Origin of the sequence: Halomonas sp. I1 (assembly GCF_032334135.1) — a bacterium.
In the GTDB taxonomy this organism is placed as follows: domain Bacteria; phylum Pseudomonadota; class Gammaproteobacteria; order Pseudomonadales; family Halomonadaceae; genus Halomonas.
In genome coordinates this window covers 134,123-145,494 of the sequence record NZ_JAVXUS010000006.1, presented here as the reverse complement: position 1 = coordinate 145,494, position 11,372 = coordinate 134,123, and the positions used below count along the sequence as shown (strand labels likewise).

Annotated in this window: 14 protein-coding genes; 3 read left to right on the top strand and 11 right to left on the bottom strand. The window is 64.9% G+C overall.

From position 1 onward, the window contains the following. Nucleotides 1-178: 178 nt before the first annotated feature. Nucleotides 179-934, bottom strand: a complete 756-nt coding sequence (gene pgeF, locus RSO41_RS09530) for a peptidoglycan editing factor PgeF (RefSeq protein WP_315618862.1) — start codon at nt 932-934, stop codon at nt 179-181. Continuing rightward, complete coding sequence (gene rluD / locus RSO41_RS09525; RefSeq protein WP_315618861.1) at nt 931-1,890, bottom strand: 23S rRNA pseudouridine(1911/1915/1917) synthase RluD; 960 nt, start codon at nt 1,888-1,890, stop codon at nt 931-933. The genes pgeF and rluD overlap by 4 nt, the downstream gene beginning before the upstream one ends. A gap of 160 nt (nt 1,891-2,050) precedes the next feature. Here rluD and RSO41_RS09520 point away from each other — a divergent pair, with 160 nt between their 5' ends. After that, on the top strand, nt 2,051-2,860 hold the full coding sequence (locus RSO41_RS09520; RefSeq protein ID WP_315618860.1) for an outer membrane protein assembly factor BamD: 810 nt from the start codon (nt 2,051-2,053) through the stop codon (nt 2,858-2,860). A 115-nt stretch (nt 2,861-2,975) separates the two neighbouring features. On the opposite strand, the gene RSO41_RS09515 is transcribed toward RSO41_RS09520, so the two are convergent. Further along, nucleotides 2,976-4,607 carry an NAD+ synthase gene (locus RSO41_RS09515; protein WP_315618858.1) on the bottom strand — a complete coding sequence of 544 codons (1,632 nt, stop codon included), beginning with the start codon at nt 4,605-4,607 and terminating at the stop codon, nt 2,976-2,978. 110 nt (nt 4,608-4,717) lie between these two features. Here RSO41_RS09515 and RSO41_RS09510 point away from each other — a divergent pair, with 110 nt between their 5' ends. Continuing rightward, the gene (locus RSO41_RS09510) at nt 4,718-4,975 is read left to right on the top strand and encodes a PP0621 family protein (RefSeq protein WP_315618857.1); all 258 of its coding nucleotides are present in this window, start codon (nt 4,718-4,720) and stop codon (nt 4,973-4,975) included. Nucleotide 4,976: 1 nt separating this feature from the next. On the opposite strand, the gene thiO is transcribed toward RSO41_RS09510, so the two are convergent. Next, complete coding sequence (gene thiO / locus RSO41_RS09505) at nt 4,977-6,101, bottom strand: glycine oxidase ThiO (protein ID WP_315618856.1); 1,125 nt, start codon at nt 6,099-6,101, stop codon at nt 4,977-4,979. A gap of 97 nt (nt 6,102-6,198) precedes the next feature. On the opposite strand from thiO, the gene RSO41_RS09500 reads away from it, so the two are divergent. Continuing rightward, nucleotides 6,199-6,810 (top strand): GspH/FimT family pseudopilin, encoded by a 612-nt coding sequence (locus RSO41_RS09500; protein ID WP_315618855.1) that lies wholly within the window; start codon nt 6,199-6,201, stop codon nt 6,808-6,810. On the opposite strand, the gene RSO41_RS09495 is transcribed toward RSO41_RS09500, so the two are convergent. The 7 genes from RSO41_RS09495 to lspA all read right to left on the bottom strand — a co-directional run bounded on the left by RSO41_RS09495 (nt 6,768) and on the right by lspA (nt 11,372). Continuing rightward, nucleotides 6,768-7,826, bottom strand: coding sequence for a hypothetical protein (locus tag RSO41_RS09495; RefSeq protein WP_315618854.1), 1,059 nt, complete (start codon nt 7,824-7,826; stop codon nt 6,768-6,770). The genes RSO41_RS09500 and RSO41_RS09495 overlap by 43 nt on opposite strands. Then, entirely contained in the window at nt 7,823-8,296 is a 474-nt protein-coding gene (locus RSO41_RS09490; RefSeq protein ID WP_315618852.1) for a PilW family protein, read from the bottom strand. Before RSO41_RS09490 ends, RSO41_RS09495 begins: the two co-directional genes overlap by 4 nt. After that, nucleotides 8,293-8,700 carry a prepilin-type N-terminal cleavage/methylation domain-containing protein gene (locus tag RSO41_RS09485; RefSeq protein WP_315618851.1) on the bottom strand — a complete coding sequence of 136 codons (408 nt, stop codon included), beginning with the start codon at nt 8,698-8,700 and terminating at the stop codon, nt 8,293-8,295. The genes RSO41_RS09490 and RSO41_RS09485 overlap by 4 nt, the downstream gene beginning before the upstream one ends. A gap of 19 nt (nt 8,701-8,719) precedes the next feature. After that, nucleotides 8,720-9,127 carry a type IV pilin protein gene (locus tag RSO41_RS09480; protein ID WP_315618850.1) on the bottom strand — a complete coding sequence of 136 codons (408 nt, stop codon included), beginning with the start codon at nt 9,125-9,127 and terminating at the stop codon, nt 8,720-8,722. Between the two features lie 197 nt (nt 9,128-9,324). Continuing rightward, nucleotides 9,325-10,278 (bottom strand): 4-hydroxy-3-methylbut-2-enyl diphosphate reductase, encoded by a 954-nt coding sequence (gene ispH / locus RSO41_RS09475; protein WP_315618849.1) that lies wholly within the window; start codon nt 10,276-10,278, stop codon nt 9,325-9,327. Nucleotides 10,279-10,355: 77 nt separating this feature from the next. After that, entirely contained in the window at nt 10,356-10,817 is a 462-nt protein-coding gene (gene fkpB / locus RSO41_RS09470) for an FKBP-type peptidyl-prolyl cis-trans isomerase (RefSeq protein WP_315618848.1), read from the bottom strand. Nucleotides 10,818-10,841: 24 nt separating this feature from the next. Next, complete coding sequence (gene lspA, locus RSO41_RS09465) at nt 10,842-11,372, bottom strand: signal peptidase II (RefSeq protein ID WP_315618847.1); 531 nt, start codon at nt 11,370-11,372, stop codon at nt 10,842-10,844.

Sequence of the window (11,372 nt, the reverse complement as noted above, 5' to 3'; positions counted from 1 at the left end):
CCGTAAGCCGGCCAGAGAATACCCCCGAAGCTTCCGGGAACAAGGTTTTTTTGTTTTTTCTTACAGCTTAAAGCTTACAGCTCCCGGCGCAGCCGGGCCGGGCGCAGCCCGGCCGGGTTTTCTTACAGCTTAAAGCTTATAGCTTATAGCTTATAGCTTACAGCTCCCTAGAAAGGGGCTAGCGAAGCCAGATCATGCTGGCCATGCGGCCGGTCATGCCGTCATCCCGACGGTGGGAATAGAAGCGGGTTTCACAGGCGGTACAGAAGTGTCCGCCGCTGATATGAGAGACACCAAGACGCTCGAGGCGCAGGCGCGCCAGCTTGTAGAGATCGGCCATGTAGTGGCCGAGACGATAAGGGCTGGGATCGAAGGCTTCCAGCGCCTCCGGCTGCACGGCGACGAAGGCCTGACGGACTTCCGGGCCAACTTCGAACTGGGCATTGGAGATCGCCGGCCCCAACCAAGCCATCTGCGCCTCGGCGGGCACCCCCAGCGCTGCCACTGTGGCCTCGAGCACGCCACTGGCCAGGCCGCGCCAGCCGGCATGCGCCACCGCTACCCGCTGCCCGTCACGATCGCAGAAAAACACCGGAAGACAGTCGGCGGTGAGTACGACACAGGCATGGCCGCTATCCCGGGCCACCGCCGCATCCGCTTCCGGGGCATCGTCGGTGAAATGTTGTTGAACCCGCCCGCCATGTACCTGATTCAGCCACAGCAAGGGCCGGTCGTCGCCGATCACCTTGCTCAGCTGACGCCGACACAGCGATACATGATTCGGATTGTCACCGACATGCCGGGCCGGGTTGAAGGCAGCGAAGGCACCTTGGCTCGGCCCTGTCTCCCGAGTCGTGACGCAGGCGGCCACCGAGTCGGGTGCCGGCCAGTCGGGACGCACCAGTGTCGGATAGAGGTCGAGGGCGTCACTCATCGCATCGTCTCCCGGTCATCACGGAGGAAGTCGAGCAACATCAAGAGGTCATCCGGCAATGGCGCCCGGAAGGTCATGGTGGCACCGGTCGTCGGGTGCACAAAAGCCAGTTTGCGGGCGTGCAGTGCCTGACGCGGGAACTCGCGCAGCACCTCCTTGAGCGTTTCTCCGGATCCGGCGGGCAGCTTCAGGCGCCCCCCGTAGACCGGATCACCGACCAGTGGGTAACGCAGGTGCGCCATGTGCACCCGGATCTGGTGCGTCCGCCCGGTTTCCAGCCGGCAACGCACATGAGTATGCGCCCTGAAGCGTTCGATCACGCGATAGTGAGTCACCGCCGGTTTGCCGGCGTCATTGACCGCCTGGCGCTTGCGATCACGAGGGTGACGGCCGATCGGTGCATCAAGGGTACCACCCGCCGTCATCGTGCCGACGGCCACGGCGTCGTACTCCCGGGAAACGGTGCGCGCCTGAAGCTGCTCGACCAGGGCCGTCTGGGCGACCAGCGTCTTGGCCACCACCATCAGGCCACTGGTGTCCTTGTCGAGCCGGTGGACGATACCGGCCCTCGGCACGGCAGCGAGGGCCGGGCAATGATGCAACAGGCCATTGAGCAAGGTACCGTCGGGATTGCCGGCGGCCGGATGCACGACCAGGCCAGGCGGCTTGTCGATGACCAGAACGTCGTCATCCTCGTAGACCACGTTCAGCGGAATGTCCTCAGGCTCGAAACGAGCGTCTTCCTCGAGTTCGGCCACGAGGTCCAGCATCTCGCCGCCATGCACCTTGTCCCTGGGTCTGGCGGACCCGCCGTCGACGGTCAGTGCCCCTTCCTTGATCCAGGCCTTGAGCCGCTCCCGGGAGAAATCGCTGAACAGCTCGGCGGCAGCTTGATCAAGGCGTAGACCGGCCATGCTGTCGGGAATGCATTGATGGACATCGAGGGTCTGTGGCATGAGATCGTCAAGGGTCCGTCTGGGGAGTGGAGCGCTACCCGAAAAGCGTTGGTACATCACACCTCGTGATGACTGCGTTTTGCCGCAAGGTGCTTTATAGTAGGCGGATTCAGGCCGATTCTAGCACGGCCGCCCAGGGTTGTTTGACACGAGGATCACGATGCGCGTTATCACGACCGGTACTCGCCTGGCCGCCATGCTGCTGGCGACCGCCCTCCTGGCCGGCTGCGCCAGCACCGAAGAAGAGCAGGCTCCGGATGTCGCGGAAGGCCAGCTTTATCAAGAAGGCCGCGCCGCGCTGGAAGATGGCAGCTATGTCACCGCCATCAATCGGCTGGAGGCCATCGATACCCGCTACCCCTTCGGCGAACACGCCGAGCAGGCACAGCTCGAGCTGATCTACGCCTATTATGAATCCAACGACTGGGAAGCCGCCCGCGCCGCCGCCAGTCGTTTCATTCGCCTGCACCCCGACCACCCGCAAGTCGACTACGCCTACTACATGCGTGGCCTCGCCGCCTGGGAGGCCGGCCGCTTCAGCCTCGAGTCGCTGCGCCTGATCGACATTTCCAAGCGCGACCTCGGCGCCAGCCGTGACGCCTACTCCGATTTCCGGGACCTGGTCCGCCGCTACCCGAACAGCCAATACGCGCCGGATGCCGAACAGCGCATCGTCTATCTGCGCAACCTCCTGGCTCGTCACGAGCTCGAAGTGGCCGACTTCTACCTGCGCAAGGGCGCTTACCTGGCCGCCGTGAAACGGGGGCGCTGGGTCATCGAGAACTACCCCGAGGCGAAAGGCACTCGGGATGCCCTGGCGGTGATGGTCGAAGGCTATCTCGGCCTGGATATGCCCGAGCGCGCCAAGGAAAGCCTTAGGGTGCTGATCGAGAATGCACCGAACCATGAGCGTCTCGACGGCCGCACCTTCGACCCACGCTACGTCAAGGCCGACCCGGTTTCGGCGTAAGAAACGCCGCGCCACGAGCTACGAGTTGCGAGCAGCAGGTCACCGATAACGGCACCCACCTGCTGCCCATCATGGCATCTCGTAGCTCGAGTCTCGCAGCTCGAGACTCACCGCCTCACTCCCCCGGCTGCCAGCCGTTGACGATGGGATAGCGCCGGTCGCGACCGAAGCCACGCCGAGTCACGCGGACGCCCACCGGCGCCTGGCGGCGCTTGTACTCGCAGCGGTCGACCAGACGCACCACCTTGTAGACATCGTCATGGTCGAATCCGGCAGCAATGATGGCCTCGGCACTCATGTCGCCCTCGATGTAACGCACCAGGATGGCGTCCAGGGTGTCGTAGTCGGGCAAGGAGTCGGAATCCTGCTGATCCGGAGCCAGTTCGGCGGAAGGCGGCCGCTCGATGACGCGCTCGGGAATCGCCGGTTCCTGGGTGTTGCGCCAGCGAGCCAGTCGATAGACCCAGGTCTTATAGACGTCCTTGATGGCATTGTAGCCGCCCACCATGTCGCCATAGAGGGTGGCATAGCCCACCGCCATTTCGCTCTTGTTGCCGGTCGACAGGACCATGAGGCCTTTCTTGTTGGAGAGCGCCATCAACAGCACACCGCGACAGCGTGACTGCAGGTTCTCCTCGGTGGTATCCCGTTCGGTACCGGCGAAGCTGTCGGCCAGTGTCTCCATGAAGGCTTCCACCATCGACTCGATGGGCAGCACCTCATACTCGACACCCAGCATGCGCGCCTGCTCGGCGGCGTCTTCCTTCGAGATATCGGCGGTGTAGTGGTAAGGCATCATCACCGCATGGACCCGCTGAGGCCCCAGGGCATCCACCGCGATGGCCAGGGAAAGGGCCGAATCGATACCGCCGGAAAGCCCCAGCACCACGCCCTGGAAACCGCTCTTGTTGACATAGTCGCGCAACCCGGTGACCAACGCGCAATAGAGATTCTCCTCGGCGCTGACCTCTTCGTCGACCTCCCCGGCACTCGGCACCCAGGTGCCTTGCTCGCGAACGAACTGCACCGGCATCAAGCCGACCGCCCAGTGCGGTGCCTGGACGCGCAGTTGGCCATCGGCACCGACACAGGCCGAGCCACCATCGAACACCAGCTCGTCCTGGCCACCGATCTGGTTGACATAGACGACCGGCAGGCCCACATCGCGCGCCCGCTGCTCGAGCAGGGCCAGGCGCTCGGAGGGCTTGTCCTGGTGGAAAGGCGACGCGTTGAGGGTCACCAGGATCTCCGCTCCGGCCTCGCGGGCCTTCTGTACGGGCGCCTCTTCCCAAATGTCCTCGCAGATCAGCACACCGAGCCTGGCGCCCTTGTGCTCGATCACCAGGGGCGCATCGCCCACCGCGAAGTAGCGTTGTTCATCGAACACTTCGTAGTTGGGCAACGCCTGCTTGGCATACTCGCCGAGCCACTCGCCATCGTAGAGCACACCGGCCAGGTTCCAGTTACGCCCCTCGCGACGCCCCGGATAACCGACGATCACCATCACGTCACGCGCCATCTTCTCGGCCATTCGCGCCCGCGCATGGCGCAGCCGCGTTTCAAGAGAGGGGCGCAACAGCAGGTCCTCCGGCGGATAACCGGTCAGGAAGAGTTCGGGCAGCACCACGATATCGGCACCATGCTCGATGCGTGCCTCGCGTACTGTCTCGATGGCCCGCTCGGTATTGCCGGGGATATCCCCCACCAACGGGTCCAGCTGGGCCATCACCAACGTCAGGTCTTGCATGGGCGTAGAAATCTCTCGAGAATCCATCGGTACCATCATTGTCCCGCAAGGGCGGCCGACTCGCAAAGACGACCGCCCCGAATGCCCTCACCCAGGGAGCCGCCCAAAGGATGAACCTCTTGCTGATCCGCCTGATCATTTTCGCCGTGCTGTTCTTCGCCGGCCTCAAGCTCTATCGCATGTACCGTGAATGGAAACAGGACCGGGACGCCGACGAGCAGGACGATTCACCGGCAAATCCGATGGTGCGCTGCGCCTGGTGCAAGGTACATCTGCCGGAAAACGATGCCCTGCGCGAAAAGGGTGAATGGTTCTGCTCCATCGAGCACCGCGACAAGTTTCTCGCCGAGGATACCTCGGAGGACTGACTCAATCCCGGGCAGGCCCTCCCGAGCAGCCTGCCAGTCGACCGCCACCCAATCGATAGGGTACCGGGTCCACGATGGGCTCGCGACCCAGCAGCTCATCGACCAGCAGGTGCGTCGAGGCCGGCGCCAGTACCAACCCATTGCGATAATGGCCCGCATTCACGTGCAGGTTGGCAATGCCCGGCACGGCACCGATGAACGGCACACCATCCGGTGATCCCGGGCGCAACCCCGCCCAATGATGCGCCACCTCGCAGTCAGCGAGCGCCGGCACGATGCGTGTCGCCGAGGTCCATAACGACGCCTTCGCCGATTCGGAAAGTGACTTGTCGAACCCCGCCTCCTCCAGTGTCGAACCGGCCAATACCTGGCCATCGGCCCGGGGGATGACATAGCGACCGTCCATCAGCACCACGCGCCGCACCAAGCCGGGCGGCGCCCTGAACAGGATCATCTGGCCCTTGACCGGCCGCACCGGCAGCTCGACACCGACCGTCGCCAGCACCGATGCGGCCCAGGCACCGCCACACACCACGACCTGGTCGCCCTGCAGCTCACCGGTTGTCGTCTCGACCGCGACGATACGCCCGCCCTGCTCGCGCAACCCCGTTACCTCGCATTCCTCACACAGCGTGACCCACGGCATGTCGTCCAGGCGCGTGCGCAGCGCCCGAGCCAGGCGTGGATTGCGAATGCTGCCGAGGGTCGGCATCCACAGTGCCTCCTCGCAACCGGGTGCCGCTTCGGGCTCCTTACCGTACAGGAAGTCCCCGGAGACCCGCTCGAGCGGCTTGCCGACCTCCCGCGCCCAGGCCATGGCGGCGGGCTCGTCGTCGACACGCAGGTACAGAAGACCCTTCTGGCGATACTCGGGGTCCACCCCTGTCTCTTCCAGCAAACGCAGCGAAAGTTCCGGATAACGTCCCTCCGACCAGGCGGAAAGGCGCGAGATAGGCGCGCTGTAGCGCCATGGGTAGAGGGGCGAGACGATGCCACCACCGGCCCAGGAAGCCTCACGGCCACACTGCCCCCGTTCGACGAGGGTAACCGAATGACCGGCATCGGCCAGTTGCAGGGTCGTCATCATGCCGATGACACCACCGCCGACAACAAGAAAATCACTCACGAGACTTGTCCGAGTTCGCTTACGGAAAGAACACGACGTCCGGCTAACCTGATAGCACCCATGGCCTGGCTCGACGAAGCACTCGGCGGGAGATCACATGCGACCGGAGCGCATCACGGATGCTTACCATACCGGCATACCGAATGGCCTGGCAAAGCCGCGCCAGGCCGGCCTGACGCTTCTCGAGCTATGCGTGGTGACGGGCATTCTGGCCTTCACCGTCGCCTGGGTCGTGCCCGGGCTCGATGCCTTCATGGCACGCAACGAAGTGGCCACGGACGTCATGCGGCTCAAGAGTGCCCTGACGACGGCCCGCCATACCGCCATCACACGGCGCACGATCATCACCGTCTGCCCCAGCCAGGAGGGGCGGCGTTGCATCGGCGACTGGACCGCGCCCTTGAGCATCCTGCAGCACGAGACCGACCGGCCGCCGAACCAACGCACGCTTCTCGGACGGCACGGCGAAGGCCAGGTCGCGACCATCACTTATCGGCTCGACCATCGCCCCGTGCGCTATCAGCCTACGGGACGCGCCACCGGCCATAACGGCACCTTCCGACTCTGTGGCCGACGCGGCGAAGGGGCGTCGGTCGTCGTCAGCAACTTCGGACGAGTTCGGGTCATCAACGCCACACCATCAATCTGTCAGGTATCCCTCTCGCCTCACCGCCCCCAGCTCAACAGCCGCTTCTCCCTGGGCGCATGAGGCAGCCCCGGGCCGCCGACGAGATGACGCACGACCGTGCCGCTCGGCTGGTGAATATCGCCGTGCGCGATAATGGCACCCTCCAGCGTCGCGCCGACGGCCAATTCCGTATCGCCCGCGGACATGAACCAACCCCGCGCCGTCCTCGGTCCTTCGATATAGATATCGCCACCCGACAACACGGCCACATCGACCGGTGCCTCCCGCCCGACCTCGCCGCCCAGATGGATATCCCCCCGGGCGATGAGCGTCGCGTTGTGAAAGTGGGTCGTCTCTCCGATTTCCAGACGTCCCGCACAGTGATAGACGCGCCCGGCGAGATCGCCGCTCGCCTCGAAGCGGCAATACGGCTGGCCATGCTCATCGGTTTCCAGCGTCAGCGTCTCGGCCGCTTCCGGTGGCGAGACATCGATCTCGGGCATGACGACACGATCCGCTTCATCCCGAGGCGCATTGGCATGCACTCGACCTTCGGTCGCGGCCTCCCCCCCGGCCAGGACCTCGCCGTCGGCCAGCAGAGCATAGCGGGAAAACCGTTCAGCGAGGCGCGAGAAGACGACCGCGACCCGTACCGGTTCACTCGAGGCCAGCACCCGCTCGTCGCCTTCCATCACCACGCCCATGGCCACGATGAGACGATGCCGTGACGCTTCCTCGACATAGCGATAGGCGCAGCGCAGCGGTGCCGCACAGTCACCGAACGTGACCGCCTCGCCCTGGAAATGCGAGGGGTCGGTGAACGCCTCCCAGGTCAGCGACTCGAGCACCTCTGGTGACGTCTCGACGGCGATGTCACCGGGTCCGTTCAAAGCCGCCCACCCCGTGGCGGCGGCGGCTTCCGCCGCCATCCCGGCTTGAACCGATGCCTTGAGATTACCCGCCAGGCGTTCCGAGGTCAGCGACGAACGCAACCCGGCCACGCCCAGCATCACCGCCATGGCGAGCAGCACCAGGACGACCGGCAAGGCCACCCCCGCTTGCCGGGCGGTTCCGCCTCTCATCGCATCGACTGTCATGGTCCAGGCTCCCCGGCATGTCTCACCGCTGCCTCGCGATCCATGCCGTGGAGCACCAGGGGCTCCGATATCCCCAATGGCCGCAAGGTGATCCGATACAGCCCGGTCCTGCCGCCCACGTTCGCCCGTAATGGCTCGCTCGCCGCACAGCTCCCGGCCGTCGCCGCCAGGCCATCCACCAGCGGCTCCCCCGCCACGCTGTCGTGAAGGGTACAGCCTTCGCCACTGGCGGCCTCGACCAGGATGTAACGCCCCGGATCGACGCCTCCGCGCCGAATATCACGTAGCAGGAACATGACCCCGAGGGACACGGCTTCCTGGCGTTCACCCAGGTCATCCACTCGGGCCAGGTTCTCGACCCCGCCCAGGTACAGACGCCCCGCGCCCAGCAGGACGAGCATGCCGATCGACAGTGCCACCAGCAGCTCGACCAGCGACACCCCGCGCTCGGTAGGGCGCCCTGCGATCATGGGGATTCACCGGGTAATCGAGTGGTGTAGACGAAGGACGTCTCGCCCTCCCCTGCCAGGCGCGACGCCGGCCACTCCAGGGTCACCACATAGCGACAGGCCGCGCCATCCGGCTCGACACGACCCTGCAAGCCGGGGATCCGGGCACGCCACCTGGCCTCCCAGTTCGCCTCCTCGGCACCCAGGCCAGGACACCGACCGGACTCGAGACGCGACCACAGCAACTCGACGGCATCCTGTGCCGCCAGGGAGGCCAGGCCGCGTTGATAGCCGACATGCGCGCCACGCAGAGACTCGAGCTGCACCGTGGCCATCCCCAGCAATCCTACCGAAAGCACCAGCAATGCCACCAGGGCTTCCAGCAGGGTGAAGGCTTGCTGAGCTCTCAGCATCGTCACGTTCATCCAGGCATTCCGTGCCGGCCTACCAGCACGCCTCCGGCAACGCCCGCCCCGTCGAGTCGAGCGTCAGCACGCGACACGTCGTCCCGACGGCCTCGCCTTCATGCGTGGCCGTCAGCCGATAATCGGTCGGCAACAGGGTGGCGGTCAGACGGTAATGCCGTGCTTCCGAATGGCTCGGCAAATCGACGCAGGCGTCATAGGAGTGCGTGCGGGTACGACAGCGCTCCAGGCGTCCCGCCAGCGTCATGAGCGCCGCCCGCCCATCGGCGACTCGCGCGTCTTCCAGGGCATGCCGGTAACGCGGATAGGCAATACCGGCGAGGATGGCAATGATCGCCATCACGATCATCAATTCGAGTAGCGTGAAGCCGGCCTGTCCGCGAAAAGTCCGGAGTCGACGCACATCCGGCGCCTGCGAGTGGCACATATCCCTTGCCTCGACGTGATGTCCTGACTCCAATATGGACCAGGCCCCCGACATCCGGTAGCGCCTCGGGAGCGCTCGACCGACGCAATATCAACGCCGGCTTGCTCCTCGGGATCTCGCTCGGAGCCACATGCCACGAAAAAGCCGGGCAACGAGGCCCGGCTTCACGGATCGACACGGGGACTCGACCGAATGCGCTATTCGCTGGCGATCACTCGCTCGCGAAGCTCGGTGGGCATGGAAAAGGTAATCGTCTCGGCGCGTCCCTCGAGCTCTTCCGGCACCTCGGCCCCCAGGGTACGCAAACGCTCGATCACACCCTGTACCAGCACCTCCGGCGCACTGGCACCGGCGGTTACCCCCACCGCCTCGACATTATCCAGCCAGGTGGCCTGGATCTGCTCGGCGTTGTCGATCAGATAGGCCGGCGTGCCGACCCGTTCGGAAAGCTCGCGCAGGCGATTCGAGTTCGAGCTGTTGGGACTGCCCACCACCAGCAGCAGATCGCTCCCGGCTGCCAGCTCCCGCACGGCATCCTGACGGTTCTGAGTGGCATAGCAGATGTCGTCCTTGCGCGGCCCCTGTATCTCCGGGAACTTGTCGCGCAGGGCATCGATCACCCGGGCCGTGTCGTCCATCGACAGGGTCGTCTGGGTGACAAAGGCCAACTGGCTCGGATCCTGCACCTCGAGGCGCGCCACATCCTTCTCGTCCTCCACCAGGTAGATCTGCCCTCCCCGGGAGGTGTCATAGCGCCCCATGGTGCCCTCCACTTCGGGATGGCCCTGATGGCCGATGAGGACGCACTCCTGGCCGCGACGGGCATAGCGCAGCACTTCCATGTGTACCTTGGTGACCAGCGGGCAGGTCGCGTCGAAGACCCGCAGGCCGCGACGCTCGGCCTCCTGCTGCACGGCGCGGGAGACGCCGTGCGCCGAGAAGATGACGATCACGTCGTCGGGCACCTCATGCAGTTCCTCGACGAAAATCGCGCCCCGCTCGCGCAGGCTGTCGACCACGAAACGATTGTGCACCACCTCGTGACGCACATAGATGGGCGGGCCGAACACATCCAGCGCCCGATTGACGATCTCGATGGCACGGTCGACACCGGCGCAGAAACCGCGGGGATTGGCCAGCTTGATTTGCATGGTTGCCTAGCCTCGGTGCTTGAGCACCTCTGGACATGAAAAACGAAATGGCGAAACGCCGCAGCCCGTCCGGCTGCTCAATGCGTGGTGGCAGGCGTCACGTCGATCACCTCCACCTCGAAGGTCAGGGTACGCCCGGCCAGGGGGTGATTGAAATCCACCTCGACCTGCTTTTCGCCAACCTCCTTGATGACCCCCGGCAACTCGCCTCCGCCGACATCGGCAAAGGACATCACCATGCCCATTTCGGGCGTCTCGTCCCCGAAATCATCCCGGGCAATCATCTGCACATTCTGGGGGTTGTGCTGTCCGAAGGCGTGCTCGGGAGAAATCTCGTAGCTGCCGCTCTCACCGGCGGCGAGCCCCTTGATGGGGTGCTCGAATCCGGGCGGCAGGTTGCCGTCACCGACCTGGAAGGTGGCCGGCTGCTTGTCCCGGGTGGAGTCGACCACGGTGCCATCCTCCAGCTTGAGGGTGAAATGCAGGGTCACCTGCATCCCTTCGTCGATGCGATGGCCGTTCGCTTGTTGATCGCTCATGGATGCTCTCTCGAAGATGGTGTCTCAGCGCCGCCGACGGGCGCGGCGACGTTCGCCGAACAGCGACTCGACGATCAGCCCGACGGCGCCCAGGGTGATGCCGATGTCTGCCACATTGAAGGCCGGGTAATACCAGCCGGCAAGATGGAAGGACAGGAAGTCCACCACATAGCCATGTACCAGTCGGTCGTACAGGTTGCCCAGGGCCCCGCCAATGACCAGGGCGAGCGAGGCACCGAGCATCTTCTCGTCGGCGCGCAGGCGCCGCATCCAGATGGTCAGTCCCACCGTCGCCGCCACGGCAATGGCCGCGAAAAACCAGCGCTGCCAGCCAGGGTGGTCGGCCAGGAAGCTGAAGGCCGCGCCGGTATTGTGCAGCAGTGTCAGGTTGAAGAACGGCAACACCTCAAGCGGCCTGGCGTACTCCAGCAGGCTGGAGGCCAACGCCTTGGTGCCCAGATCGACGACGACGATCGCCACGGCGAGCCACAGCCAGCGCAACGGCTGCCGCATGGGCGCCACCTCGGCGCCCTGCCTGGTGTCATGCTCGGGCAT

Bases quoted from the DNA above. Each gene is read 5' to 3' on its own strand.
- fkpB (WP_315618848.1), bottom strand. From the start codon at position 10,817: ATGAGCGATCAACAAGCGAACGGCCATCGCATCGACGAAGGGATGCAG.
- lspA (WP_315618847.1), bottom strand. From the start codon at position 11,372: ATGCCCGAGCATGACACCAGGCAGGGCGCCGAGGTGGCGCCCATGCGG.
- RSO41_RS09510 (WP_315618857.1), top strand. From the start codon at position 4,718: ATGAACCTCTTGCTGATCCGCCTGATCATTTTCGCCGTGCTGTTCTTC.
- RSO41_RS09480 (WP_315618850.1), bottom strand. From the start codon at position 9,127: ATGTGCCACTCGCAGGCGCCGGATGTGCGTCGACTCCGGACTTTTCGC.
- ispH (WP_315618849.1), bottom strand. From the start codon at position 10,278: ATGCAAATCAAGCTGGCCAATCCCCGCGGTTTCTGCGCCGGTGTCGAC.
- RSO41_RS09495 (WP_315618854.1), bottom strand. From the start codon at position 7,826: ATGACAGTCGATGCGATGAGAGGCGGAACCGCCCGGCAAGCGGGGGTG.
- pgeF (WP_315618862.1), bottom strand. From the start codon at position 934: ATGAGTGACGCCCTCGACCTCTATCCGACACTGGTGCGTCCCGACTGG.
- rluD (WP_315618861.1), bottom strand. From the start codon at position 1,890: ATGCCACAGACCCTCGATGTCCATCAATGCATTCCCGACAGCATGGCC.
- RSO41_RS09500 (WP_315618855.1), top strand. From the start codon at position 6,199: ATGCGACCGGAGCGCATCACGGATGCTTACCATACCGGCATACCGAAT.
- RSO41_RS09485 (WP_315618851.1), bottom strand. From the start codon at position 8,700: ATGAACGTGACGATGCTGAGAGCTCAGCAAGCCTTCACCCTGCTGGAA.
- RSO41_RS09515 (WP_315618858.1), bottom strand. From the start codon at position 4,607: ATGCAAGACCTGACGTTGGTGATGGCCCAGCTGGACCCGTTGGTGGGG.
- RSO41_RS09490 (WP_315618852.1), bottom strand. From the start codon at position 8,296: ATGATCGCAGGGCGCCCTACCGAGCGCGGGGTGTCGCTGGTCGAGCTG.
- RSO41_RS09520 (WP_315618860.1), top strand. From the start codon at position 2,051: ATGCGCGTTATCACGACCGGTACTCGCCTGGCCGCCATGCTGCTGGCG.